30 protein-coding genes, 1 pseudogene and 1 riboswitch are annotated in these 25,052 nt (G+C 28.0%); of the genes and pseudogenes, 25 read left to right on the forward strand and 6 right to left on the reverse strand.

Annotation, left to right across the window (positions count from 1 at the left end; all coding sequences use genetic code 11):
• Positions 1-3: 3 nt before the first annotated feature.
• From BM077_RS10345 to BM077_RS10355, 3 genes are all read left to right on the forward strand, one after another.
• Positions 4-159 (forward strand): XapX domain-containing protein, encoded by a 156-nt coding sequence (locus tag BM077_RS10345; RefSeq protein WP_089750048.1) that lies wholly within the window; start codon positions 4-6, stop codon positions 157-159.
• Between the two features lie 266 nt (positions 160-425).
• Positions 426-872, forward strand: coding sequence for a MarR family winged helix-turn-helix transcriptional regulator (locus BM077_RS10350; RefSeq protein ID WP_089750050.1), 447 nt, complete (start codon positions 426-428; stop codon positions 870-872).
• A gap of 3 nt (positions 873-875) precedes the next feature.
• Positions 876-2,240 carry an MATE family efflux transporter gene (locus tag BM077_RS10355; protein ID WP_089750052.1) on the forward strand — a complete coding sequence of 455 codons (1,365 nt, stop codon included), beginning with the start codon at positions 876-878 and terminating at the stop codon, positions 2,238-2,240.
• Between the two features lie 2 nt (positions 2,241-2,242).
• Here BM077_RS10355 and BM077_RS10360 read toward each other — a convergent pair whose 3' ends face one another.
• The 3 genes from BM077_RS10360 to BM077_RS10370 are packed head-to-tail and all read right to left on the reverse strand — an operon-like array spanning position 2,243 to position 6,006.
• Positions 2,243-3,340 (reverse strand): Ger(x)C family spore germination protein, encoded by a 1,098-nt coding sequence (locus BM077_RS10360; protein WP_089750054.1) that lies wholly within the window; start codon positions 3,338-3,340, stop codon positions 2,243-2,245.
• Between the two features lies 1 nt (position 3,341).
• Positions 3,342-4,436: a GerAB/ArcD/ProY family transporter gene (locus tag BM077_RS10365; protein ID WP_089750057.1), complete on the reverse strand. Its 1,095-nt coding sequence runs from the start codon at positions 4,434-4,436 to the stop codon at positions 3,342-3,344.
• The gene (locus BM077_RS10370) at positions 4,426-6,006 is read right to left on the reverse strand and encodes a spore germination protein (protein WP_089750060.1); all 1,581 of its coding nucleotides are present in this window, start codon (positions 6,004-6,006) and stop codon (positions 4,426-4,428) included. Before BM077_RS10370 ends, BM077_RS10365 begins: the two co-directional genes overlap by 11 nt.
• A 260-nt stretch (positions 6,007-6,266) precedes the next feature.
• Between BM077_RS10370 and BM077_RS10375 the strand changes: the two genes are divergently transcribed.
• The 13 genes from BM077_RS10375 (at position 6,267) to BM077_RS10430 (ending at position 17,614) form a co-directional block, all read left to right on the forward strand.
• The gene (locus BM077_RS10375) at positions 6,267-7,190 is read left to right on the forward strand and encodes a tyrosine-type recombinase/integrase (RefSeq protein WP_089750062.1); all 924 of its coding nucleotides are present in this window, start codon (positions 6,267-6,269) and stop codon (positions 7,188-7,190) included.
• 250 nt (positions 7,191-7,440) lie between these two features.
• Positions 7,441-7,525: riboswitch (cyclic di-GMP riboswitch) on the forward strand.
• Positions 7,526-7,643: 118 nt separating this feature from the next.
• A complete protein-coding gene (locus tag BM077_RS10380) occupies positions 7,644-7,802 on the forward strand; it encodes an aspartyl-phosphate phosphatase Spo0E family protein (protein ID WP_089750063.1) in 159 nt (52 codons plus the stop codon).
• A 163-nt stretch (positions 7,803-7,965) separates the two neighbouring features.
• Positions 7,966-10,026 (forward strand): SpoIIE family protein phosphatase, encoded by a 2,061-nt coding sequence (locus BM077_RS10385; RefSeq protein WP_089750065.1) that lies wholly within the window; start codon positions 7,966-7,968, stop codon positions 10,024-10,026.
• A 12-nt stretch (positions 10,027-10,038) separates the two neighbouring features.
• Positions 10,039-11,274: an ATP-binding protein gene (locus BM077_RS10390; protein ID WP_089750067.1), complete on the forward strand. Its 1,236-nt coding sequence runs from the start codon at positions 10,039-10,041 to the stop codon at positions 11,272-11,274.
• A 17-nt stretch (positions 11,275-11,291) separates the two neighbouring features.
• Positions 11,292-13,322, forward strand: a complete 2,031-nt coding sequence (locus tag BM077_RS10395) for a FapA family protein (RefSeq protein ID WP_089750069.1) — start codon at positions 11,292-11,294, stop codon at positions 13,320-13,322.
• 16 nt (positions 13,323-13,338) lie between these two features.
• On the forward strand, positions 13,339-13,677 hold the full coding sequence (locus BM077_RS10400) for an STAS domain-containing protein (RefSeq protein ID WP_176941700.1): 339 nt from the start codon (positions 13,339-13,341) through the stop codon (positions 13,675-13,677).
• Between the two features lie 234 nt (positions 13,678-13,911).
• Entirely contained in the window at positions 13,912-14,478 is a 567-nt protein-coding gene (locus tag BM077_RS10405) for an HD-GYP domain-containing protein (RefSeq protein ID WP_176941701.1), read from the forward strand.
• A gap of 63 nt (positions 14,479-14,541) precedes the next feature.
• A complete protein-coding gene (locus BM077_RS13765) occupies positions 14,542-14,715 on the forward strand; it encodes a hypothetical protein (protein WP_176941702.1) in 174 nt (57 codons plus the stop codon).
• Positions 14,716-14,839: 124 nt separating this feature from the next.
• Positions 14,840-15,436 (forward strand): accessory gene regulator ArgB-like protein, encoded by a 597-nt coding sequence (locus tag BM077_RS10410; protein WP_090095246.1) that lies wholly within the window; start codon positions 14,840-14,842, stop codon positions 15,434-15,436.
• 19 nt (positions 15,437-15,455) lie between these two features.
• Positions 15,456-15,572, forward strand: coding sequence for a cyclic lactone autoinducer peptide (locus BM077_RS10415; RefSeq protein ID WP_089750076.1), 117 nt, complete (start codon positions 15,456-15,458; stop codon positions 15,570-15,572).
• Between the two features lie 218 nt (positions 15,573-15,790).
• A complete protein-coding gene (locus BM077_RS10420) occupies positions 15,791-16,261 on the forward strand; it encodes a hypothetical protein (RefSeq protein WP_089750078.1) in 471 nt (156 codons plus the stop codon).
• Complete coding sequence (locus tag BM077_RS10425; protein ID WP_089750080.1) at positions 16,239-17,114, forward strand: sensor histidine kinase; 876 nt, start codon at positions 16,239-16,241, stop codon at positions 17,112-17,114. Before BM077_RS10420 ends, BM077_RS10425 begins: the two co-directional genes overlap by 23 nt.
• On the forward strand, positions 17,114-17,614 hold the full coding sequence (locus BM077_RS10430; protein WP_089750082.1) for a hypothetical protein: 501 nt from the start codon (positions 17,114-17,116) through the stop codon (positions 17,612-17,614). The genes BM077_RS10425 and BM077_RS10430 overlap by 1 nt, the downstream gene beginning before the upstream one ends.
• A gap of 25 nt (positions 17,615-17,639) precedes the next feature.
• Here the strand turns inward: BM077_RS10430 and BM077_RS10435 are convergent, their stop codons facing one another.
• A complete protein-coding gene (locus BM077_RS10435) occupies positions 17,640-17,948 on the reverse strand; it encodes an HD-GYP domain-containing protein (protein ID WP_089750084.1) in 309 nt (102 codons plus the stop codon).
• A gap of 199 nt (positions 17,949-18,147) precedes the next feature.
• On the opposite strand from BM077_RS10435, the gene BM077_RS10440 reads away from it, so the two are divergent.
• Complete coding sequence (locus tag BM077_RS10440; RefSeq protein WP_089750086.1) at positions 18,148-18,747, forward strand: CBO0543 family protein; 600 nt, start codon at positions 18,148-18,150, stop codon at positions 18,745-18,747.
• Positions 18,748-18,863: 116 nt separating this feature from the next.
• Complete coding sequence (locus BM077_RS10445; RefSeq protein ID WP_089750088.1) at positions 18,864-19,031, forward strand: aspartyl-phosphate phosphatase Spo0E family protein; 168 nt, start codon at positions 18,864-18,866, stop codon at positions 19,029-19,031.
• 123 nt (positions 19,032-19,154) lie between these two features.
• On the opposite strand, the gene BM077_RS10450 is transcribed toward BM077_RS10445, so the two are convergent.
• Entirely contained in the window at positions 19,155-19,601 is a 447-nt protein-coding gene (locus tag BM077_RS10450) for a ferritin-like domain-containing protein (protein WP_089750090.1), read from the reverse strand.
• Positions 19,602-19,880: 279 nt separating this feature from the next.
• The gene (locus BM077_RS14045) at positions 19,881-20,012 is read right to left on the reverse strand and encodes a hypothetical protein (RefSeq protein WP_255361623.1); all 132 of its coding nucleotides are present in this window, start codon (positions 20,010-20,012) and stop codon (positions 19,881-19,883) included.
• 289 nt (positions 20,013-20,301) lie between these two features.
• On the opposite strand from BM077_RS14045, the gene BM077_RS10455 reads away from it, so the two are divergent.
• The 7 genes and pseudogenes from BM077_RS10455 (at position 20,302) to BM077_RS10480 (ending at position 25,025) form a co-directional block, all read left to right on the forward strand.
• The gene (locus tag BM077_RS10455; protein WP_089750092.1) at positions 20,302-20,769 is read left to right on the forward strand and encodes a hypothetical protein; all 468 of its coding nucleotides are present in this window, start codon (positions 20,302-20,304) and stop codon (positions 20,767-20,769) included.
• A 47-nt stretch (positions 20,770-20,816) separates the two neighbouring features.
• On the forward strand, positions 20,817-21,518 hold the full coding sequence (locus BM077_RS10460; protein ID WP_089750094.1) for a DNA alkylation repair protein: 702 nt from the start codon (positions 20,817-20,819) through the stop codon (positions 21,516-21,518).
• 467 nt (positions 21,519-21,985) lie between these two features.
• The gene (locus BM077_RS10465; RefSeq protein ID WP_089750096.1) at positions 21,986-22,825 is read left to right on the forward strand and encodes a DUF6544 family protein; all 840 of its coding nucleotides are present in this window, start codon (positions 21,986-21,988) and stop codon (positions 22,823-22,825) included.
• A 144-nt stretch (positions 22,826-22,969) separates the two neighbouring features.
• Positions 22,970-23,194, forward strand: a pseudogene (locus BM077_RS14050) (AIM24 family protein); the annotation flags it as partial.
• Positions 23,174-23,536 (forward strand): protease complex subunit PrcB family protein, encoded by a 363-nt coding sequence (locus BM077_RS14055; protein WP_255361624.1) that lies wholly within the window; start codon positions 23,174-23,176, stop codon positions 23,534-23,536. The pseudogene BM077_RS14050 and the gene BM077_RS14055, both read left to right, overlap by 21 nt.
• Before the next feature lie 101 nt (positions 23,537-23,637).
• Positions 23,638-24,084, forward strand: a complete 447-nt coding sequence (locus BM077_RS10475; RefSeq protein WP_089750098.1) for a LysM peptidoglycan-binding domain-containing protein — start codon at positions 23,638-23,640, stop codon at positions 24,082-24,084.
• 461 nt (positions 24,085-24,545) lie between these two features.
• Positions 24,546-25,025 (forward strand): chemotaxis protein CheW, encoded by a 480-nt coding sequence (locus BM077_RS10480; protein ID WP_089750100.1) that lies wholly within the window; start codon positions 24,546-24,548, stop codon positions 25,023-25,025.
• Positions 25,026-25,052 lie beyond the last annotated feature (27 nt).

Consider the following 25,052-nt stretch of genomic DNA (forward strand, 5'->3'; position numbering starts at 1 on the left):
ATAGTGCGTTTAGTACTCTTATCAGGATTATCAGGATTTATTTTGGGAAGTATCTTTTCTTTTCTTAATTTGCCAATCCCAGCCCCACCAAATTTAGCGGGGATTATAGGGATTGTAGGTATTTATTTAGGTTATCTAGCTGTTAATAGTTTTATGTAAGTTATATGTGCTATGAATAAAGAATCCTCATGGAGCGTCAATATACTATTGAGATTTAAATTAATGATGAAAAATATATGTATCCTTAATAGGAGACCAGAGAGTTCATAGCTCTGGTCTTTTTTGTATTGATATAAGAGTTTGTTAGTATAGACTAATTCATTAAAATAATAGTTGATATATCAACTATTTTATATTATAATTATAATCGACTTCAAACTAAAGGAAGTTGTATTAGTTAAAATTCAAATTAAAGGAGTTAATTTATGGATGGATTAGATACTATAGCAAAATATTTATCTATTGCTTATAGAGCACAGGCATCATTACTAAATAAAAAGTTAGCCGATTATGATATTGGCAGAGGTCAATATCCTTTCTTAATTGCTCTTTATCATCAAGATGGTATTTGTCAGCAAGATTTGTGTAAAATTTATGATATTGACAAGGCTGCTGCTGGTAGAGCGGTGAAGAAACTAGAAGAGAAGGGATTTATTAAACGTGAAAGAGACCCCAAGGATAAGCGGTGTTATCTTTTGTATTTAACAGAGAAAAGCAGGAACTTCAAACCGGTATTTTTAAATATCTTACAGTCAATTGAAGAAGAAATTAAGAGTGATTTAACGCAAGAGGAAGTTGAAATTTTTATGAAGATAATCAAAAAAATATGTAAAAATCTAGGTTTTAAATCTGGTCTTGATGGGGAGGAGTAAGATATGGCATTAACTAAAAAATCTGATAGATTAGGGACTGAACCTATCATTCCATTATTAATTAAGCTTTCAGTTCCTGGAATTATAGGGATGCTTATTCAGTCTTTTTATAACATAATTGATAGTATTTATATTGGACGACTTAGTAAGGAAGCATTATCAGCGGTTTCACTATCATTTCCTATTCAATTACTCTTAATTGCATTGGCAGTAGGTACTGGGGTAGGGACAACTTCTTTAATCTCTAGGTTATTAGGTAAAGGAGAAAATCATCGAGCTAATAACGCAGCAGAACATGCATTTGTTATTGGAATTTTTTATGCAATATTAGTAGCTATAAGTGGTATTTACTTTACAGAAGATTTAATTAGTTTATTTACGGATAATCTGTTATTAATTAAGTTAGCAACTCGATATACTAAGATTATTTTAGTAGGTTCTATTGCGCTATTTATTCCGATGATTGCCAATAATGTTTTGCGTGGTGAAGGGAATACTTTTGTTCCAATGTTGACGATGCTGATTGGTGCTGTTTTAAATATTATTTTGGACCCGTTTATGATATTTGGTCTTTGGGTTTTTCCTGAATTAGGTATTGAAGGGGCAGCTTATGCAACTATTATTTCTAGATTTATCAGCGGAATATTTATTGCATTTGTGTTATTTAGTGATAAGAATCAGCTTAAATTAAATTTAAAAGACTTTAAATTCGAACCTCAGATTATAATTGACATATATAAGGTAGGATTACCAGCCATGGCTTTACAACTGTCTGCTAGTGCTATGGTTGCTGGAGTTAATAAGATTGTAGAGCCATATAGTCCTTTAGCTATTGCTGTATTTGGAATCTATTTTAGATTACAGTCCTTTATTTTTCTTCCGATCATTGGTTTAAGTCAGGGTTACATGCCGATAGTTGGGTATAATTATGGGCATGGTAAACCGGATAGAATGAAGAAGACTATTAAAGCAGGTTTAATCTTTAGTAGTATTGTTACTATTATAGGATTTGTTATCTTTCAAGTCTTTCCTAGAGAATTAATTATTCTGTTTAATGATGATCCTAAATTAATTAAAATAGGAGTAACAGCTTTAAAAAGAATTACCCTTGCTTATCCTATAATGGGAGCGGCTCTTATAGCATCAACTACTTTTCAAGCAATTGGAAAAGGAATACCAAGCTTAATACATTCTACATTTAGGCAGGTAGTACTACTATTTCCAATCATGTATTTAATAGGAGAATATTATGGGTTAGCAACTTTATGGTTTGCAATTCCTATTGCGGAGCTGTTAGCAGCTATTATAGTAATAACATGGTTAGTATTAGAGTTGCGTAGAGTTTTCAATAGAATGAAGGAAAAGTAAGTTCACACTGCAATTCCCAATCGTACAATATTTACTTTAACCTTAATTTTGGTACTAGCTTTTCTAAAATCCTGGTTCCATTCATTTGGATTAAATAAGTTAGGGTGTTTTGCTTTAACTATTCTACCAATACCGATTATGTCGCTTCTAGATTTTTGTAATTTATTCATTAAGATTCTAATCTCTTTTTCTATGGCAGTTGCTAAGTGGCGTTGCATATTTTTTAAGGTTGTCTTATTGCCAATAATTCGTTTAGGTGAAGTATTTTCAATGACATCTACAGTTAAATTTATACTAATATCGAATAGAAATTCGCCATCTTTATAGATTGGTTTGATATTTGATCTTACTTGTCTTACAAAATAAGACACAATATAATTATCGACTTTAAAAGAAATCTTGCCTTGGGTGAACTTTTCTCTAAGTAATAATAGAGCTCTTAATTCTTCTTTTTCAATCTTACCTATCATTTTATCTTCATTAAAGATTGCAGCTCCTATAATCTTTATATCATTAGCACCATATTTAATTATGGGAAGAAAAGGTTCGACGCCTTTAGTTTTTAAGTTTACAAAAAAATTATTTAAGCTTTTTATAGGTAAGAGTGCGTTATTAGAAGTTGTTTGAAATAAAGAATCTAAATATTGCCCAGAAATTTCAGTTGATGATATATCGATATTGTAAAGTTTGTTTGCTTTGCTAGAAGTAATAGCCAAAGTGATTGAACCAGCAACAAGGGGGTTTCGCCATAAAGCATCAATATGAGGGCTAAGTCCACTTTTAGCTATTTTTTCATTAAATACTACTGTTCTTAGCATACCTAATGATATGGTCCCGCGTGTACGTGAATTTAATTCATTTATGGCGTTTTCTAGTGAATAAGCTACAGTCGAAAGATTATTCGTTTTTTTAGGAGCATTAGGATCTAAAATAGGAAATTGCAATGAATAAATAAAGGTCGAAGAATCTGATGACTTTTGATTTGGATCAATAGTAATACTTATAGGAAATTGAGTTTTGTCAATTTCACTAACGTCCCAGCAGCCCTGTAGTAGAGTCATGGTTAGAATTAAAATAGTAATTAGTATATACTTTTTCAATTTATCTCTCTCCTTTAATTCCTCTTAATTTAGCAATAATTAGTAATAATAGGGGAGTGGTGAAGAAAAGTAATACCCCTATAGTAGCAATTAAACTTGTATAATCAAAGACTTGTAAAATATTTTTGGGAATTATGGCTACCTCAGCAATAAATGGTAGTAGGATGAAAGCAGCATACCTTTGGTCTTCCCAATGCAATAGCTGGGTCAATCCATAACTACTCATAAAAAAATAACTAGAAATGGTTGTAAAAGCGATAGCAATCCAGATAAACATAAACACAAATTCTAATCGACCAAAAAATGGAATTCTTACTGCTTTAAGAAGATTTATTGTAGGCCAGGATATAAATTGTAAGGTTTCAACTCCATAAAAACCAATAGAAGCAGTTACGATAAAGAGATAAGTTAAAGTTACAACTCCTAAACCAAGAGTAGATGATTTTAAAGCTTTGTTCTTTTCCTTAATAAAAGGAAAGATTAATAGTATAATTTCAGGGCCTATATAACTAAACATAGTAATATAACTACCTTCAATAATATTCATAAAACCTGTTCCTAAAAAGGGTTGAAAGTTAAGTAGCTCAGCACGAGTAAAGATTGGTAATATAAGGAGAAAGGCAGGGCTTAATATAAAGAAAAGGAATTCATAGAGACGAGCTAATGTCTTTAAACCATGGCTAACTAAATTATAGGATGTTAAAAGAAGTATAGCTGTTGTTATCCAGATAGGAGTCTTAGGTAGAACAAAGGTAGTCAATACTGTAATGAAAAGCCTTGTAATGATAGCAGTTGTTAAAACGCCATATATTATAAATATTAAACTAAGAATTTTTCCTAAATAAGAGCCTAAGATTTTATCATTATATTGGATTATAGTATCGTTAGGAAAACGTTTAGCTAATTTGTACATAATAAAGATCGCAATCATCCATAGAAAGCCACCTATAATAATGGATAACCAGCTATCTTGTCTACTTACTTTAGAAATAGTTCGAGGTAAAGATAGAATTCCAGTACCTACACAGATATTAATAATGATGAAGAATAGTTGTCTATTAGAAATTTGATACTTTTTGATTTCATCAATTCTCATTTGGATCTTCCCCTCTATCTTGGCGGTCTTCTTGTTGATTAAGAATTGAAGTAGGTCGTTTTCCCATCAGTCGAAGTGGAATTCTTATAAAGCTATCTTTTAAATCTGTTACTTTTATTGGTGCAAAAGGTGCAAAATAAGGTTGACCAAAGCTTTCTAGACTACAAAGATGAATTAAGATTAACAGCCAGCCAACCATCAGACCATAAACACTAAACATAGAGGCTAAAAGCATCATAGGGAATCTAAGTAATCTTAAAGGGATTGCAGCTTCAAAACTAGGAATTATAAAAGAAGAAATCGCTGTTAAAGAGACTACAATTACCATTGGTGGACTTACTAAACCAGCATCAACAGCTGCTTGTCCGAGAATTAGCCCTCCAACAATACCTACCGTCTGTCCAATTGCTCCTGGCAGCCTAATACCTGATTCTCTTAGTAACTCTAAGCTTATTTCCATGATAAGAGCTTCTAGATAAGAAGGAAAAGGAACACCTTGTCTAGTTTTGCTAATCGTAGCTGCTAGTTCCCAGGGTATAAGTTCATGATGAAAAGAGACTAATGAAATATAAATACTTGGAAGACTAATAGTAAGGAAAGCTGCAACCAAACGTAACGTTCTTAGAGCCGAGCCAATATAAAATTGGTCATAATAATCTTCAGGTGCTTGGAAAAATTGAATAAATGTTATTGGTGCGATACCTACGAAGGGAGTACCATCTAAAACTAATACAGCTTTTCCTTCTAATAAGTTAGCTACTGTTCTATCTGGTCTTTCTGTAGTGCGTAATTGAGGAAAAGGGGATAACCAGTTATCTGCTAACAATTGATTAATATATCCGATATCGAATACACCATCAATTTCTATTTTGTTTAACCTTTGTTTAATTCTTTTTATAACTTCCTTATCTGCTATATCGTTAATATAAATTAAGGATAAATCTGTATTAGTTCGTTCACCAATCTTTAGTGTTTCTACTTTTAAATTATTATCTTTTAGTCTTCTTCTAATCATAGTAATAGTAGTCTGCATAGATTCGTTAAAGGCAACTTGAGGGCCACGAGTTGACGCTTCGTTACTTGGTCTTTCGACTGAACGACCACTCCAAGCTGTAATATTTAAGATAAAAGCTTGAGGAAGTTTGTCAATTAACAAAATAGCATTACCATCTAGAATACCTTCAATACATTTTTCTGGTTTTTTTGTAGGTTGGATTTTTCCTAGTGGAATCGATAGGTTAATTAATTTATTATTTATTTGTTCTTTAATATCTGTATTTTCATCATTGAGTTCTATATCAAACATTAAGGGTTCTAATATTTTACTTTGCAAAACATCAGTTTTAATCATACCGTTAAAATAGACAACTTCAGCTTTGAATTCTTTATGGCCTCCAATATAAAATTTTCTGAAATTAAGATCAGAACTTTGTGCAAGGTTGGTTCTTAAGAAATTGATATTATTTTCAATATTGCTTTCAATTTTATCATCTTGTTTTTGACTGATATTAAATCTTTCCACAGTTTTTTTCTTCTTATTTCTAAAGAATTGTTTAATTTTATCCCACATTATTTTGCCTCCAAGTATGTAGTGTATATACTCAATAGTATGAGAATAAAAACTGTTTTTTAATCATTTAGGTTATATAGATATATTATTAAGAATGTTATATGAGAATAATTCTAATTATTTTCATAAACTGATTAAAAAATAAAAGAGTTATACTATGTAATAGCAAATGAGTTTCAAAATAAAGGTTGAATTACAATTAATGAAGAAATTAAGCAAAAATCATAATAATATATAATATTAAAGAGGGAGGATTTAAAATGAAAGTTATAAATTTAATGGAAGAGTATTTACAGTGGATTAAAGCAGAAAAGGGTTATGCACAAACAACAGTTAAAGCTTATGAATATGATATACTATTATTTTTAAAATGGTATAAGGAGCAAATTGATCAGTCAACAAATGAATTAGAACTACAAGAGGTTAAATTAGGGAAAATACAATTAGATGATTTAAGAGGATTTGTAGTTTATTTATCTCAAGAACGTAAAAATTCTAATTCAACAAGGTGCCGTAAAATTGCTTGTTTAAAATCATTTTGGAATTACTTATCAAAAGTAAGAAAGTTGACTAAAAATATAGCCTCTGATTTATCTTTACCTAAAAAAGAACAGACAACTCAAATCTATTTAAAGCAAAGAGAAATCAATAAATTATTTAAAACCATTGAGCTAGACTCAAGAAACATTATTAGGGATAAGTGTATTTTAGCTACTTTATTATATACAGGAATAAGAGTTAGTGAATGTGTTGGGCTAGACTTATCAGATGTTGATTTGGAGAATAAAACATTAAGAATTATGAATGGAAAAGGGGGAAATGCACGTATGATCGGGATGAATGAAGAGTTAGTACCTTTTCTAACCTCTTATTTAAAGAATAGAACGAAAAATTCAATTAATAATAATCCATTATTTATAAGTGAAAGAAAAAAGAGGATTAGTAAAAGAACATTGCAGTATCATTTTAAACAGTGGGTTGAATCAGCAGGATTGTCTGATGAAGTAACAATCCATAAATGCAGGCATACTTTTTTAAGCCACTTATGTCAAAATGGTGCTTCTTTATCTGAAATAAAACAAATTTCAGGACATAAACATTTAGCTAGTTTACAAAGATATTTACATAATGATCAAAAACGATTAAACGAAATAGTAAATAAAGTTTCTTATAATGGAAAATAATATAACATTGCGTAGAAATTAAATTTAACGTTAATAAAATCAATTTTTGTTAGAATAAATTAATTATTAATCATATAATTTACATAAATGTAATAAAAAATAGTAACTTTAGTATAATTATTTAGATACTAAAACATAAATTCCTCTTTTTTTATATAAAAAATTACAATTTAGCAGAAAATCAACAAATAAATATCACTAAATTTAATTTTCATGCAATGTTTTTAAAATATAATATTTTTGAGATTTCTCTTGATAAAGGCACTCTTTCTGAAAAGTAAGTTCGCAAAGCTTTGAGTCTAAGGTATTATACTAAGGTTGTCAAAGCTGCCAAAGGGAACATGTAAGGTTATTTTATGATAAAGCCTTATTCCTTTTTGGTTTGATATAAATAGGAATAAGGCTTTATTAATTGTTATCAACTTTAATATATTATAAATTGGAGATGTTAGTATGTTAAAAGAAAAGGATCTAAATAAAAAAATTGAAAGGTTAAAACGAGAACTTTTAATGATTGCTAGCACAGAAAATAAAAGAACTAATGAGAATGTTATTAAAAAAAGTAAACAACTAGATAATTTAATAGTTAATTTTATGAAGTCAAAAGAATGAATTTGCTTTATAACTTTAGAAAAACAGAGTTAAATTATTATTTTATATTATGTGGGTCGTGGCAAGCATCACAAGTGATTATATATTTTAAAAATAATTTTTAAAGCTCTGTTTTTCTTATTTTAATTTTATAGATATTTTGTTTAGCTGAAGGGGTGAGCGAATGCTAACATTTTTAAAAGATAAAACGTTTGAGGACTTAGAAGAATTTAAAGAATATATTTTTACAAAAGCAGAACAATTTCGATTGATTTTAGAAAGTATAAAAGCAGGAATAGTTGTTATAGATGAAAATGAAGAATATGTTTACTTTAACAATGAAGCTAAGAAACAAATGAGAATAGATGGTTTTATGGAAGGGAAATACTTAGAAAGCTGTCATTCTTCATCAAAATATCAAAAAGCCAAAAAAATAATTAATAGTTTTAAAAATGGAAGACGAACTAGTTTTACAAGAGAAGCCAATTTTTTTGGTAAGAAATATGCAATATATGTTAATCCCTTAATAAATGGAATAGGAGACTATTTAGGAGCAGTACGTTTGAGTGTAGATATTTCTAAAAGAAAAGAATTTGAAGAAAAATTATTAAATGCAAAACAGAAATATGAACAGTTATTTGAAAACTCAGGAGAAGCTATTTTAGTAGTTAATACAGACTCAAAAAGAATAGTAGATCTTAATCAAAGAGCCATAGAGTTATATAAATATAATTTAAAAGTAGAATTATTAGGAAAAGATGTTAGAGAATTGGTTGCTAGAGACTTAAAAGAAGTTGATGATGATATGGGGAAAGTAATAGACAATAAAGTTTATACTTTTGCAAGTAAACACAAATGCAAAACAGGAGATATCTTAGATGTAGAATTAAATGCTCGATTAATAGATTACGATGGGGAAGAATGTTTTTTATATAATATTAGAGATATAACAGAAAAAGTTAAGATTCAAAGACAAAAATATAAGGCACAAAGATTAAAACATAGGAACCAATTATTTAAAAAAATTAATAACCTATATAAGCAATTTACAAAAATAGAAGATAAGGTTCAGTTTAATAAATTTTTAGAAAGAGTGTTAAATGAATTAATAAAGTTCTCTCATTCTAAAGAAGGAATTATTTTAGTAAAAGATATTTTTCAAGGAGAAGGATACTTAGTAAAGTCAACTATAAACACAGCTAATCAACATATTGTATCTTTATTTAATGATATTAAAAACAATTATACAATTGATGAAATAGATACAAGAATTTTGATTAAAAATGAAATTAATGAAAATAACATTTTAAATGAAAAACTGAGTACAAATTCTTTCCGGAGTTTGATCAGCAAATTAATAACATATGATGAAGAATTAGTCGGTGGAATAGCTTTACTCAATAAAGAAAAAGATTATATAGATGGAGATAAAGAAGTTATTAGGACATTTGTTAGTTATTTAAAAAATGGGATAGAAAAGATAGAAAATTTACAAAGACAAATTAAGGAAGAAAAAATAAAAAAAGAAATTGATATAGCTGCACAAATCCAAGCTTCATTTTTGCCTGAGAAGAATCCACAACGAGAAGAGTTAGAATTAGCAACTTACTCTAAAGCAGCGCAAGAAGTCGGTGGGGATTACTTTGGGTTTAATGAAAATGAGAACCAAATAGGAATATTAATATCAGATGTAATGGGGAAGGGGATTCCATCAGCGATTATGGTTGCTACTATACATAGTGCTTTTAATATTCTAAGTAAGTTTAATCAAAAGCCTTCTGAAATATTAACTAATTTAAATAATAATTTATATAATGATTTGAAAGATTCACCAATCTTTGTTTCAGCATTTTATGGGGCTTTTAACTTTGAAACTAAAATATTGAAATACAGCAATGCTGGACATAACCCCCCCATTGTATGGTCAGCTAAGGAACGTAAAATCCAATTGTTAAGGAACACAGGAATTTTATGTGGTATTGAACCACATTACAGTTATTCATGCAATAAAATCAAGTTGAATAAAGGAGATATCATTATTTTTTATACTGATGGTTTAACAGATGTACGTAATTGTGATAAAAAAAGATTTAAACTTGATGGTATTAAAAATTTACTTATAAAGAATAATCATTTACCAGCTCATAGATTAAAAATAAAATTAGTTAAAAAGATTAAAGAGTTTTCATTAAAACAAACACAGCCAGATGATATTAGTTTTATAATTTGTAAATTCAAAGGTTAGGGGGGGGAGACAATGGATTGTATAGAATGTAGAAAAGCAAAAATAAAAAAAGACTGTATTGAATGTAAACAATTAATTGATGGAAACTATTTGGCAGAGAAGCCTAGAAAAAAGCTTGAGATTAGATTAGAAGAAATTAATGGAGAAGATTTTTTTAAAGGCCAAATAGAATTAATAAGTCCAATTGGTTTAGCTTTAAAAAGTAATGTTGACCCTGGAGAATATAAAGTGAAGTTATTGGATGATTTAGAATTAGTAATTTCATTGGTTAAATCAAATGGTAAACCCCCATACCAAGGCTTTGATATAATTTCAGTTTTTAGAGGCGGAAAAGAAAGTAATAGACTAAATAAAGAAGATTTTGAGATATTAAGTCAATCATCAGAAGATATAATAGATCAGTTAACCGAAGATTTGCCATCAACAACTAAAAATATTATTCGAGAAAGACTAAAAGAAGAGGTGGAAAAGTCTAAATTACTTGACGCATTTGAAGTAGGTGATGTTTTAAAATATGAAAGAGGAAGGTTAAAAAGTTTATCAAAAAATGAGATATCGTTGCCTGAAGAATATTTAGTAGAGTTTATGGATAATGCATTTAGAGATAATCAATATAAAAGAGATACTATTGTAGATGAAAAAGGGGAAAAAGCATATGATTTACATGCTTTGCCTTTGGGCTATAAATCAGGTGGAATGATTGCTGTAGATGTGACTGATGTTATTAAAGCTGAAAAAGAAAACCGAGAACGAGAGTTACAAATATATCGAGATGTTATTGAGGCAGTTACTGGTGGAAAGTTAATCTTAATTAATGAAAAAGAATTAGAGGAAGAGTTAGAAAGAGAAGGTAATATAATCAGAAGAACTGTGGAAGAACCTAAAGACATAGGAAAATTTAGAGAAGTAATTAGAGCTGTATTAAAGAAGTTAAATTTTAATAACCAAGAAGAGAGTCATATTGTTCTCTGTGTTTCTGAAGCTATAACTAATGCTTTAAAACATGCTGGAGGGGGAGAAGTTTTAATTAAAATAGTAGAAAATGAATTAAACATAATAGTTAAAGATTATGGTAATGGGATTGATTTTAGTGATTTGCCCAAAGCCACTTTAATGAAAGATTATTCAGGTTCTTCTTCTTTTTCACTGGGAAATGGTTTTACATTAATGTTACGTTTTATTGATCGCTTACTATTGAAGACAGACCATAAAGGGACTACTTTAATTTTAGAAAAAGAAATTAGTTAGGAAAGGGGTGAAGAACTTTGGGGCAAACACAAGAAGTTATTATTAAAGATGTTAATATAGAATCAGCAATTAATGAAGGGTTACAAATATTAGATGTCAATAGAGATCAAGTTAGTATAGAGGTTATAGAGAAGAGTAAGAAAGGCTTTTTAGGATTTGGCAAAAAACTAGCTAAAGTGAAATTAACTGTAGCGGAAGATAAAGATACTCCTGATCAAAACCAAACTAACGACCAACCATTATTAAATAACAATTATAAAGATGAGAATTTAAATTCTAAAGAAAGATTTGAGGAATTAGTTTTTATTGAAGAAGATAAAATTAGATTAAAAAAGACAAATGAAAATAGTTATCCTGTAATTCAAAGTGGTACGAATATTAACTTATATGTAAATAATAATTTAGTTAAAGATTCTATTCTAGTATCAGGAAATGACGATATAAGAGTTGAAACTGAAGATAAAGAACCTAATAATGAGATAAATATTGATAATACTCAAGATAAAATGATGGCCTTTTTAAAAATTACACAACAAAAAGGAATAAAATATAAAGCTGAAATTATTCAAAATACAGATAATGATGAAATACTAATTATTGCAAAAGAAATTAGAGAAATTGAGCCACCAAAAGTTGACCTTGAAGAAGTATATAAAAAACTTAAAGAATTAAATATTACTTATGGGATTAAAGAAGGCTTTATTAAAAAAGCAATAGAAAGTCCAGGAGAAGAGTTTTTAATAGCTGAAGGAAGACCAGCGACTGGAAGTGTTGATGAAAAAATAGAGTATTTATTTAATAAAGAAGATTCTAATAAGAATATTTCACAGCAACCTGCTCAAAAAATAGATTATTTTTCAATAAATAGCATTAACTCTGTAAAAAAAGGAGAAGTCCTTGCTATTAAATATGCTTCAAAGTATGGAAAAGTAGGATACAATATATTTGGTGAAAAGCTTGGTGTGAAACCACCACAGAATATTGATTGGCAAATAGGAGATGGTGTTGAAATAATAGGTGATAAAGCAGTGGCTACTAAAGATGGAAGGCCGGCAATTCAAAATGGTGAATTAACTATTTTTGAAATTTATGTTGTTAAAGGTGACGTGAACTTATCAGAGGGAAATATTGATTTTAACGGGGATGTTATTGTTATGGGTGATGTATGTGAGAACTTTCAAGTAAAGGCTACTGGAATGATAAAAGTTAACGGGAATGTAGCTCAAGCCTTCTTAGAGGCTGGTGGTGATATTTTAGTAAAGAATAATATTATAGGTAGTGAAGTAGTTGCTGGAGGATTAGCAACTTACTATCAAAAATGTTATTTTTATTTAAATAAATTAGTTGAATTGTTTGAAGAATTAGAAAAGGCAATTCTTCAATTAAAGTCTCATAAGTCATTTAAAACAAAGGATTTAGAAAAAAATGGTGAGAAGCAAATTATACAACTGTTATTGGATACAAAATATACTGAAATTAGCAAAATATTAAAGGAGTTTTATACATTAATAGATGATTTAGAACAAAAAACAATAATGAAAGATTTAAATTACGTAGTAAAAAATTTAAAGGGTAAAATTAGTGAAAATGGTTTTTGTAAAATACAAGAATTAACTGAGTTAATCATTTTAAGACGCCGTATTAATGATGTCTGTCAAGTTTTAAAGAAATTTGATTTTAATGTATCTAAGGTTCAAGCGGGATATCTTCAAAATAGTTATGTAAATGCTAGTGGTGATATTATAATAAATAGAAATGGAGCATATAATTCGAATTTAAATGCAGGAGGAAAAATTGAATTTAAAGGAATAAAAGGGGTATTTAGGGGAGGTAATATAAATTCACAAGGAGATATAATGATCAAAGAATTAGGGAGTCCAGGAGGTAGTAAAGTTCAAGTACAAGTTCCAGAAGGAAAAAAGGTATATGCTAAAAAAGCATATATTAATGTGGTAGTTAAAATTGGAAATCAGACCTATAAATTTGATTATGAACAGAATAATATAACAGTTACACTTGATGATGATGGTTATATTAGAGTTGTTTAATGAAAGGGTGATTACATTGGAAATAAAATGTAAATATAAAAATGAGATTGCGATTTTAAGATTAACTGGAGAATTGGATATGGCAACAGTAGATTCTTTAGTGGAGAAGGTTTTAGATATAAAAGAAAATTATTTAAAAATCATATTTGATTTTAGTGGAATTAAATTTGTTGATTCAACTGGAGTAGGAAAGATGATTAAGCTTTTTCAAGACCATGATGAAATAAATTATGTGATAAGCAACTTGCAACCAGATGTTAAAGATATATTTGATATTTTAAATTTAAAAGAGATTTTAGGAGAAAGTATGTTTAAAGAATGTAACGAAGACGCTTTAAGCTATTTATTAAGCTAAAATTATAGGAATCAAATTCTTAATAATTGAAAGTTATACTATTAAAGAGAGTTTTCAGTTTTTAAAATCATGACAAGACCTGATGAAGTGAAGGTTATGGAAACAAGTGGTCTGCTAAGACAGAATATTAGATGCGTAATGATTAAATAATATTTATAAAATAAATTCGCTTTTCCTTTTTATAAATTTTATTAATGATAGATTAATTATTGTAATTTAAAAGGAGGGGACGAAGTGGATAACAGACTGGCTAAAGCATTTGTAGGAATTATTGAATTGAGAGATGAATATACTTCTACCCATAGTAAAAATGTTGCTAAATACTCATTACAATTAGGTAAAAAGCTTTATTTAAATGAGACAACTTTAAACAATTTGAGGTTTGCTGCTTTATTACATGATATTGGAAAAGTTGCTGTTCCTGATGCAATATTACATAAAAAAACAAATTTAACAGAAGATGAATTTATAAAGATAAAGAATCATTCAATAATTGGTGCTAACATTGTAAAAGAAGCAAATTTTAATAGAACAATAATAGTAGGTATTCGTCATCATCATGAGTTTTTTAATGGAGAGGGTTATCCTGATGGCCTAAGAGGGAAATGTATTCCTTTGATTTCCAGAATAATTGCTGCGGCAGATGCTTTTGATGCTATGATCTCAAAAAGACCTTATAGAGAGGCTTTTTCATCTAAAAGAGCCATTAAAGAATTAAAAAACTGTGCAGGGAGTCAGTTTGATCCTAAAATTATAGATGCCTTCATTAAGTTATTTAAAGATAATAAATTAGAAATATGAAGATAATTAAAAAATGAGATATTAATAATAGGGAATAAAATACATATTAAAAGGGTGTTTAAAATGACTGGTAAAGAATATAACGTTATTTTTGCAAAGGCAATAAGTGTTGAAGCTGATAGTGAACAGGAGGCTAAGATAAAAGCACTTTCTGAACTAATGGATCAAGGGAATATTGGTATTAGTGATATAATAAGAATTGATAAAAATTTCAAGTGTGATAATCAAGATAATTGATATTGAAGAACACATTATAACGGAATTGTTTATTTTAGTCATTGACTTACTTAGCGTAAAAAGGTTGTTATGCAATTTAGTGAAGCGGCCTTAAAATTATAGGGGGAGGAGGGGTTGAAGAAATATGCAAGGGATTAAATCAGTAAGTGATAAAATAATCGAATATTTATTTGAAAGCCATTCTCAAGAAGAGAAAGAAACATTTAAATATGGATTAACTATTTTATTATCTACTTTAGGTGGCTATTTATTAATAATGATTTTTTATTCACTATTTAATGTTACTTGGTTAGCATTAACAGCCGCAGTTAGTGCTTCTTTAATTAGAATTTTTTCAGGAGGAGTTCATGCATCTTGTTTTAGAAATTGTGCATTGACATGGACAGCTGTTTTTACAATGCTAGCTTTGATTGCTCATAATTTTGCTAATCAAATAGAATATATGTATATATTAATTTGGACAATTTTGTTAATTGGTTGTGTAATTATTTATTTTTATTCCCCAGCGGATATTGAGGAGAAACCAATTACTTCTATAGAAAAACGTTTTAAGTTAAAAAAATTGTCTTTTATTATCTTTTTCATATTAATTTTGTTTTATTATATTTTAAACTTAATAGGAAGTAGGAAACAATTCATCTTAGCAGGTTCATTAGGAATGTTATGGCAGTTGTTTACAATTACACCTTTGGCTTACAAGTTGTTCAATAGAAAATATTAGAAAGGAGGTGTCAATAAGAATGAAAAAATTAATTGTTAGGGCCTTAAAGAAAGTAGCTAAAAGTAATGTATCATCTGCAAGTGGTGCACTTGGTTGTCAACCAAAAGTTCCAAAGGTTTTAAAGAAAAATCAATAAAGTATGTTCTATTAGCTGACCGGGCAAATTAATTTTTGTCCGGTTAGTTTTATTTGAAACATTATATATAAGTAATAATTTGTCCTTAATAGTAATTTTAAATAATAATTTACATAAATGGTAAAGGGAAAATGGAACAAGTATCTAAATATAACTATATAGGATATAATCATTAAAGATAGAATTAATTAGAATAATAAATGTAGGAGGAGTTAATATTGTCACTATCAATTTTGCAGGTTTTTCTAGGGACTTTTCCAGAAAGTATTTTAATGACTTATGTAGGTTTAGGTATTCTTGGTATTAAAAGCACATTAAAGAACTATTTGAAAATTGGTATTTGCTATAATATTATTTTAGTACTTGCTAGAAATCTATATGGGTTGCATTCGATAATATTATGTATGGTTTTGAGTATACTGATTAAAATTATTATTAATATAGATTGGAAACTATCTATAATGTCAGCTATAATAGGTTTTATTATAATGTTTATGGGTGAAGCCTTAGTTTTGCCAGTAGCTTTTCAGTATCTTAATGTTAATATTCAAGAAGTACATAAAAGTCTAAGTTTATATTTTGGATTATTTTATTTAAGTAAGGTTCCCTTATTAATTAGTGCTTTAAGTATTTATTTTTTAGAATTTAATATAAAGGGAATGTTAAATGATGAAGAGATCAACATCTAAATTAAAATATGTGGTATTTCTTTTACTTATTCAATCATTTTGGTTGTTAATGACTGGTGTATGGAGAGGTTTAGATATAATAAATTTAGGTCCTAAGTTTTTATTAGATATTATTTTATTTATAGCTGTTGGGTTATCTGTTTTTTCAATTATTATGATTAAGGAGATATTTAAAGTAATTAACAAAGAAATGCAGTTTAAAATACAAAAAATTGAGTTAAAAGAGAAAGAGAAATTGAATAAGAATTTAAGAATTCAAAAACATGACTTTGCAAATCATTTGCAAACAATTTATGGAATGATTCAACTTGAAAAAGAGGATGAGGTTAAAGCATATATTCAAGATTTAAATCATGAATTAGCTAATACTAAGTTATATCAAAATGAATTATCAAATTCAGTATTAGATTCTATCTTAATCCCTAAGAAATTAAAGGCTATGCAAGCAGGAATTCAATTTAATTGTCAAATTGAAGATGAAATCACAGGAGTTCAAATGTCATTAAAAAAGATTTTCCGAATTGTTTCTAATTTAATAGATAATGCTATTGATGCAACAAAAGATTTTAATAGTAAAGATAAGCTTATAAAGGTTTTAGGTAAATATAAAGGGAATGAATATGTGCTATCTGTATATAATAGTGGGCCTATTATTGAGAAAAATTTATTAACTGAAATTTTAAAACCAGGTTTTTCAACTAAGGGGGAAGATAGAGGTTTTGGATTATATATTATTAAGTCATTAATTGAAGAGAATGATGGAAGATTAGAAATAAAAAGTGAAAAAAGGTATGGAACAGAATTCATCTGTTATTTGCCTAGGGAAAGAAAGTCAGAAAGGAAGGCAAATTAATGCAAATATCTATTATGAAAAGTTTATTTTTTATTTATGTTAAAGATTTATTATTAGTTTATGTAGGGCTAGGAATCAATAGTATCAAGTTATCAAAAATGAACTATTTCAAAATTTTATTATATTTTACTGCTGGTGAAATTATTGTAACCATTCTGTTGGGGAAGTATATTACAAATATTCATGTTTTAAAGAGTTATATTTTATGTTTATTATTAATTTTATTGTATAAAAGATTTGCTAATATAGACTGGTTATCAGCTGTTATTTCATCATTATCAGGGTATGTCATATATCTTTTAGGGGGATTTATAAATTTACAAATATTAAGTTATTTTTTCAGTCTCAAAACTGATGTTATTTTAAAAAGTGATTATATATATAGTATCATTTTTTACTTATTTAACTTCCCTTTATTAATTAGTGCTTGGTTAATTTACCGTTTCAATTTTATTCTCTTTGATTTAGATGATGAAGAATTTAAGTTTGGTCATAAGTAAATAAAATAAAGTGCATAATTTAAATTTAATCTATAATTCCATTATTACAAAGCTTTAAAAATATTTCTTCTAATTCTGGATCAAATTGAGATCCTAAATTAGAATTAATATCTTTAAGCGCAGTCCTAGGAGTTAATGCATTACGATAAGGACGGTCAGTGGTCATAGCGTCATAGCTGTCTGCAATTGCTATTATTCTAGCTTCTAGAGGAATTTGATTTGCTTTTAGACCATCTGGATAACCTTTTCCATCATATCTTTCATTAAGAATAATTATTCCGTAGGGCATCTGTTGGCAGGTAGATTTAAAAATGATGTTATTTGTATTTGACATAAATCAACACCTCGAATTATAATTTGCTATAAAAAATTATGTTATTCCAATTATAAGATATAATTCAATAAAATAATATGATACATATCATATTTATTGATTATTCACCAATTTCTTCTATAATAATAAGATTTATTATCTTTAGTTGATTATAAGAAACATAAATTAAGGAAAAGTTATAATATAGAAGGTGATAATCATGAACTTAAACTTTAATATTGAAACGTACGTATCAGTTGCAGGAATAATTATAACAGCATTAGGTTCCATTTATGTCATTTGGCTTAATAAGAAGACATATGGTTCATTATTTTTAATAAGCGCAATAGTAGGAGAAATATTATGTTATATTTTTATTAGTATTGGTTTTTATTCATTTCCTTATAGACTATTTCCAAGTATTTCATCGATGCCTTTCTTTATTATTTTAACTGTTTTTCCATTTTTAGTTTTATTAGGTGTAAGATATAGCCCGACTTCATGGGCATATAAGATTCCTTTTTATTGGGTGATAGTTCATTTAGGAATGTTTGCTGAAACTTGGGCGCAGACTAATACTAAACTTATTGAATACGAATTATTTTGGGATGTATGGGACTCATATACCTGGTGGTGGATATATCTATTAATATTTGAATGGGTTGGAGGGTTAATTGTGTCAAAAAAGGATAGAAACCCAGTTGATGAAAAACTATTAGAATATGGTAAAATAGGATGGTTCATTATTCATTTTATTCTAATAACTACAATATTCTTAGCAGGTTTTTATATGGGGAAAATAATAAGTTTATATAATTGAACTATTAAATCAATTGTTAAATTAATGTAAACTTATTCATTTTAACTTGAAATGAATTGTATAATTCTGTATAATTAGTGATGTTATGAAATTGGAAGAAGGGCAGGTATTTTCATATGTGTAGTATTATACATTTAGAAGATAGAATAATTAAATTAAAATTAGAGTTGATAAAATTAGCTGAAGAAAAAAATAAAATTAATAATGCAAAAGTGCTCAAAAAAAGTCAAGAATTAGATGAACTAATCGTCTTATATATGGAGAAGAAAAAGTTAATAGGTTGATAATATAAAGACTGTTTTTGAGTACTTAAGTGGTTATATTATTAATTTAATTAATATTTCTTGTAAATTAGTATTTAAAGTATTTTAGTTATTAGTCTTCAAGAATCAGTTTGCTAATTAGTTTCAATTCTTTTTTAAGTCATCAATTTTACTATAAAACCATGCTTTATGTAAATCTTCATCTATTAAATTAGACCATAAAAGTTCAGATAAATCTTCATTCTTTTCTACACTCGAGATAAATTGTTTATAATCTTGCATAGCTTTTTCTTCTAGCTTTATATTTAATTTTAACAAGTTAGTCATATCTGTTTTGCCAGTAAGTTTACCAGTTATTCTTCCACTTAATGATCCAATTACATTTCCTAACAATGTAGGTGTTCCACCAAGTTCTTTTATTTTGTCAGCAATCATATTGACATGTTTTTGTTCAATAAGAGATATTCTAGCAAAAGTTTTTTTGATATATAAATTATCGGTATTTTTACTTTGGGTTGTATAAAGGTCGACTTGGTTATGCTCTAAAGAATAGAACCAATTTAATCTTTTGATAATTTCTTCTTTTTGCACTTTAATTCCCTCCAGATGATTATTATTAAATTTACAATAACTCATGAAATAACTTCCATTTCCTAACATCTATCTTCAAATATTGATTTGAAATGTTCAATGATTAGAATACATCTAATATAGTTTATGGATAGGCCAAAGAAATATACGTTTTGTATCATTATATATTTTTGAAATTTAAGTATTATAATAAAAAGAAAGAGTATATAATACTAGATTTCTGTAGCTCATTTTAGAAAAATTATTAATAACTTAATCCCTAAAGTGCAAAATGGAGGTTCATATAAGTGGCTTTTGAATGAGGATAAATACAGTTTTAGTCTTGCGCTTACGTTTACCAGTAGCAGGATTACGTCCAAGTTCAATTACTATTTTATACTTTTTTTGTCCAAGTTTCCTTAAATGAGCCATAAATGTTACCTCCTCTTCACAATAATAAATTAAATAGTGACAAATTAGCACATATGTTCGATAAGAGGCTAAAAAAATACTAAAACATACTTACTATACATGATTATTTCTAGATAAATTGTTAATAATCCTTTTAAAGTTTATATTTTTGTTCTTTGAAAGGGAATTAATGGATCGTTGGTGAATTAATATTATAGTAATGATTGTGGAGTTTATCAGGATAAGAATTATATATGAACTATACAAGAGAAAAAATATGATTAGAGGAGTAAAGAGGAGTTGAATTTTAATGAAAACAAATAAGCTTAAGAATCAAATCAGTTATTACCAAAGGAAGGCTAATTTTGAACTCAATCAGTCAAAAGAATCCAAAGCTAATTTTAATGTTGAAGAGAAACATGAAGACAATAGAATAGCTGATCCATCTGTTTGGGAAGATTTGTCTCAGGAATATGATATTACAAATGCTACTTATGATGAACTTCAAAATATTTCGAAAAAATTATATGATGCGAAGCAAATATCTTTACTTGAACATGGAATTTTAACTTTTAATCCAACTAAATCACCTCAATGGGACACAATAACTAAAGGTTTTTCTAATCCAAAATGGTTTTTAACTGATTCAGATAGTTCAGGTAAACGCAATTGGATTGAAGAGTATGGCGCAAGAATAAAAAGAGATAAGAAGATTGGTAATTTTGTAGGATTAAAACACAAACAGAAAGTTTTAAAGGTTTTAAAACGTCTTGCTTAACAATGCATATAAAGCAGTAATTAGAGTATATTTAAGAGGTGAGGATTATGCATGAAAAAAATAGTATAGATGAATATATAGAAAATATAACTAAAATTTATCTAGAAGAAGCTAATTCGGAGTATGCGCCAAAGATGGAGCAGTATATGAGAAATAAGTTTGAATTTTTCGGTATTAAGGCTCAGCCAAGAAGAAAGGCTACTCGTAAATTCATGAGAAAAAATAATCGACCAAGTTATGACGAAGTTGATATTGTTATAAAGAAATTATGGAATTTATCTGAAAGAGAGTACCAATACTTTGCTATGGAACTACTGGAGAGGTATAGAAACGAATTTACTAAAGATATTATTAAACTATTTGAATATATGATAACAGATAAATCTTGGTGGGATACAATAGATAGAATTTCTAAGAAACTTGTAGGCGAATATTTTAAGTTTTTTCCCGGTGAAAGGGATTATTACATAGAAAGTTGGGTAGACTCAGGGAACATATGGCTTCAAAGAACAACATTATTATTTCAATTAGCTTATAAAGAAGATACAGATGTTCAGTTATTATTTAATTTGATAAAGCGATTAAAAGATATAGATGAATTCTTTATCCAGAAGGCTATCGGTTGGTCATTAAGAGAATATTCTAAGATAGATCCAGAGATAGTTAAAAGATTTATTAATGAACATGAGTTATCTTCATTGAGTAGAAGAGAAGGGCTGAAAGTGATTAAAGGGACAAATAAGATATGAGGAAGATTAGACGATATAAATATTGAGTGTTTATTGATACAAATGATATAATAACTATTTTAATTTTACTTGAGCCTTCTTTCTCTAGTTTTGATTAATTTAAACTCTATTTTAACCTTTTATCAATCCCTCTAATCATAACTACTAATAATAAAAGCAAAGGAATACCAGCTTCCAAAAACAAATAATAAGGAGGCAGAACTTCAAAGAGTATTTCACCTAATTCAGCTTCATTGCTAAAAAGCATTATGGAATGTAAGAAGCAACTTGAAGGAAAGTAATATTGAACACTTTAAAGATAGATTGTGAATTTAAGAACGTTCTCTTTTATTGTTTTGAAGGGAGAAAGAAATGATTATTAATTTAGAAGAAAATAAATAGGACCTTAGTAAAGAAATTGTAGATTAATTGACTAAAAACTTTAAGTGAATAGTAATTAAATAATAAAAAAATTGAGGGTGGTTAAAATGAACAGAATTATAGTATTAACTTTTTTAGTTTTAATTGTAATGAATCTGTCGGTTGAAGCTGGAACCATAAAGCAGACTTTTATCTCAGAAGTAGAAAGCGAACTTGAAAATTATGAATATAATGAGGAAGTCTTTACAGAAGAGGAGATAGCAAAACTTCCTAAACCTGTTCAAAGATATTTTAGATATGCTGGTTATATAGGTAAGAAAAAGATGTTAAATGCTAAAATTGTATTTGAGAATGCCGAGTTTAAAAGGGGAATCGATGAAAAACCTTTAAATTTATATAGTGAACAGTATAATTTTGTTACAAAACCAACAAGGATAGTATATCTCAGGGCAAATGTTTTAGGAGTAATACCTTTCGAAGGTAGAGATAAATATCAAAATGGTAAGGGTGTTATGACTGGAAAATTACTAAAGTTTATTCCACTTTTTAATGTTGAAGGACCTGAAATGGATCAGTCTGCATTGGTGACTTTTCTTGCTGAAGTCTTAATTATGCCTAATGCTGCTTTGCAAGACTACATTAAATGGGAAGAGATTGATAAGAAGCGGGCTAAAGCAATTATTGAGTACGGAGGCATTAAAGTAGATGGGGTCTTCACCTTTAATGAAAAAGGTAAATGGGTTAAGTTTGAAACAAGAGATCGTTATATGGATAAGGGCGATGGAGTATTTGAGAAAGAGAAATGGACAATAGAAGTAAGTAATTATATTGAAGAGGATGGTATCAAAACTCCTCAAAGAATGCGAGCAATTTGGAACTTATCTAATGGTGATTTTGTATATTTTGATGGTAAAGTTGCAGAGCTTATTTATGATGTTAAAGAATAAGATTTTACAATGAAGTATGAGGTAGTGTTAGATTAAAAGATTTGCTTCATTTGTTTAGTGTTTAATTATGCTTAAAGATAGTAAGAATAATAATTGTGTATAAGAGTTAAGAATTAAATAAATTAAGAAGGTGAGGGGAATTTAATGAAAGCTCATGAAATTGATTATGAAATAATTGGAGATGATATGCAGGCTGTAGAAATTGAGTTGGACCCAAAAGAAACAGTTATAGCAGAAGCAGGAGCAATGAATTGGATGGATGATGGAATTAACTTTGAAGTTAAGATGGGTGATGGATCCAATCCTGATCAAGGTTTAATGGGTAAAATATTTAATGCAGGAAAGAGAATGATTGGCGGTGAAAGTTTAAAAGAACCTATCGGATATATTAAGAAATTAAGAGGGTTTGGCATTGTAAAAAGAACTGAAGATGAAACAATAATATATATAGGTTCTGGACAAAAGCCTACAGGAGGATATAATATAACAGTAGAGTCAGTAAGAAAGATAGAAGGAGTTACTAAAATTGAAGTTTTTGAAAAAGGCCCTGGCCCAGATGAGAGTGTTACACAAGCAATTACTTCTCCTTATGTAGTTATAAAAGTTTTCAAATCTGTTAGTAATATTGAAGCAATAAATAATCAAGGAGATAAATTTAAAGATATCAATGATGAGTCATCAGAAGCTGATTATTTTGAGAGAAAGCAGTAACCTTGATGAATAGAAAGTACTATGATGAAATAATAGTAGGTAAAATACTTCTTTAATATTTTAAGTATCATTAAAATTAATAAAGGGAGGTGTTTTTACATATGAGAAAGTTATTTGTAGCTTTGATTTTAGTACTTATGTTTACCTTTATAGTCGGTAGTGTGACTTTAGCACAAGAGAATATATCACAAGTAACAAAACCTAATAGTAATGATATGCCTACTGCACCATTAGGTACTTTCAGTTACATGGTAAAGCCAGGAGATACTTTATCTGAGATTGCACAAAGATATAATACAACAGTGTTTAACATATTAGTTTTTAATCAGATCGCTAAGCCAAATCTTATTTATGTTAACCAAAAAATTATTATTCCTCAATCTCCTCCAGAAGCTATTATTTATACAGTGCATTTTGGTGATACTCTTTATTCTATAGCCCAAAAGCATGGGACCCAAATAGATACCATTGTAGATTTTAACTATCTTTCTAATCCTAATTTAATTAATTCTGGTCAAAAGTTAGTGGTTCCGGTCTCTTTACGTTAAATAGTCTATGGTTACTGTTAAACTAAAAATTTAGTATGAATTCCTATATAAAATCTAACTAATCTAGGGGGGATGAGGGTTATATGGTTTTTTTCTTATAATATATAGTTTAAAATATGTAATAATATTTTTTCTTAGTAGAAGGCTGAGGTTAATTACCTTAGTCTTTTTTTTATTTTAAAGAAATTTAAATCCCTTTATATATTGTCACGAGAATGATTTGACTAAAGCTAATATAATTTGGAGAAAATTGAAGGAATATAAAGAAATATAATGAAATATTTATAATAAAAGTGTGATTGAAATTAAAGGTAAATATGATTTTTCTTCTATGTCAGGAGGTGAGTTTATTAAAAATAAAATCATAGGCTTGTTGTTTAAGATAAAACATTGAAGAATAATTAGAAAAATTATTTAGTAGCTAACCATTCGAATCTTAATTGTAATGAAAGGGGAGAATTATGAATAATCAAATATATCAATTAGTAATTTTTCAATTATCTAAAGAGGAATTTGGAATTGAAATTACTAAAATAAAAGAAATTATTCGTATGAAAGAAATTACTAAATTACCCAATAGTTCTGAAACTTTTTTAGGAATTATTAATTTGCGAGGCAATATTGTTCCTATTGTTGATTTAAGAAAGAAGTTTAACTTAGAAGAAAAATTAACAAATAAATCTAGAATTATCATTATTGAAGTGGATGGTCAGAATATAGGAATAATTGTAGATTCAGTTTCCGAAGTTTTAAGAATTAAGTCTGATGAAATTGAGGATGCTCCAGATAAAATTGTTGGGATTAGGAATGAGTATTTAAAAGGATTAGCTAAAGTAAAGGATAGAATTATTATCTTATGTGATTTAGAAAAATTATTAACTGTAGAAGAAAAGATAAATTTGAAAGAGATTAGTGAGAATGTAAAAGAAGATACTGCTTAAAACGCATGTATTAAATAAAGATTATAA

Origin of the sequence: Candidatus Frackibacter sp. WG13 (assembly GCF_900114655.1) — a bacterium.
Lineage (GTDB): Bacteria > Bacillota > Halanaerobiia > Halobacteroidales > Acetohalobiaceae > Frackibacter.

Bases quoted from the DNA above. Each gene is read 5' to 3' on its own strand.
- BM077_RS10350 (WP_089750050.1), top strand. From the start codon at position 426: ATGGATGGATTAGATACTATAGCAAAATATTTATCTATTGCTTATAGA.
- BM077_RS10355 (WP_089750052.1), top strand. From the start codon at position 876: ATGGCATTAACTAAAAAATCTGATAGATTAGGGACTGAACCTATCATT.
- BM077_RS10365 (WP_089750057.1), bottom strand. From the start codon at position 4,436: ATGAGAATTGATGAAATCAAAAAGTATCAAATTTCTAATAGACAACTA.
- BM077_RS10370 (WP_089750060.1), bottom strand. From the start codon at position 6,006: ATGTGGGATAAAATTAAACAATTCTTTAGAAATAAGAAGAAAAAAACT.
- BM077_RS10375 (WP_089750062.1), top strand. From the start codon at position 6,267: ATGAAAGTTATAAATTTAATGGAAGAGTATTTACAGTGGATTAAAGCA.
- BM077_RS10380 (WP_089750063.1), top strand. From the start codon at position 7,644: ATGTTAAAAGAAAAGGATCTAAATAAAAAAATTGAAAGGTTAAAACGA.
- BM077_RS10385 (WP_089750065.1), top strand. From the start codon at position 7,966: ATGCTAACATTTTTAAAAGATAAAACGTTTGAGGACTTAGAAGAATTT.
- BM077_RS10390 (WP_089750067.1), top strand. From the start codon at position 10,039: ATGGATTGTATAGAATGTAGAAAAGCAAAAATAAAAAAAGACTGTATT.
- BM077_RS13765 (WP_176941702.1), top strand. From the start codon at position 14,542: ATGACTGGTAAAGAATATAACGTTATTTTTGCAAAGGCAATAAGTGTT.
- BM077_RS10410 (WP_090095246.1), top strand. From the start codon at position 14,840: ATGCAAGGGATTAAATCAGTAAGTGATAAAATAATCGAATATTTATTT.
- BM077_RS10415 (WP_089750076.1), top strand. From the start codon at position 15,456: ATGAAAAAATTAATTGTTAGGGCCTTAAAGAAAGTAGCTAAAAGTAAT.
- BM077_RS10425 (WP_089750080.1), top strand. From the start codon at position 16,239: ATGATGAAGAGATCAACATCTAAATTAAAATATGTGGTATTTCTTTTA.
- BM077_RS10430 (WP_089750082.1), top strand. From the start codon at position 17,114: ATGCAAATATCTATTATGAAAAGTTTATTTTTTATTTATGTTAAAGAT.
- BM077_RS10435 (WP_089750084.1), bottom strand. From the start codon at position 17,948: ATGTCAAATACAAATAACATCATTTTTAAATCTACCTGCCAACAGATG.
- BM077_RS10440 (WP_089750086.1), top strand. From the start codon at position 18,148: ATGAACTTAAACTTTAATATTGAAACGTACGTATCAGTTGCAGGAATA.
- BM077_RS10445 (WP_089750088.1), top strand. From the start codon at position 18,864: ATGTGTAGTATTATACATTTAGAAGATAGAATAATTAAATTAAAATTA.
- BM077_RS14045 (WP_255361623.1), bottom strand. From the start codon at position 20,012: ATGGCTCATTTAAGGAAACTTGGACAAAAAAAGTATAAAATAGTAATT.
- BM077_RS10455 (WP_089750092.1), top strand. From the start codon at position 20,302: ATGAAAACAAATAAGCTTAAGAATCAAATCAGTTATTACCAAAGGAAG.
- BM077_RS10460 (WP_089750094.1), top strand. From the start codon at position 20,817: ATGCATGAAAAAAATAGTATAGATGAATATATAGAAAATATAACTAAA.
- BM077_RS10465 (WP_089750096.1), top strand. From the start codon at position 21,986: ATGAACAGAATTATAGTATTAACTTTTTTAGTTTTAATTGTAATGAAT.
- BM077_RS14055 (WP_255361624.1), top strand. From the start codon at position 23,174: ATGATTGGCGGTGAAAGTTTAAAAGAACCTATCGGATATATTAAGAAA.
- BM077_RS10475 (WP_089750098.1), top strand. From the start codon at position 23,638: ATGAGAAAGTTATTTGTAGCTTTGATTTTAGTACTTATGTTTACCTTT.
- BM077_RS10480 (WP_089750100.1), top strand. From the start codon at position 24,546: ATGAATAATCAAATATATCAATTAGTAATTTTTCAATTATCTAAAGAG.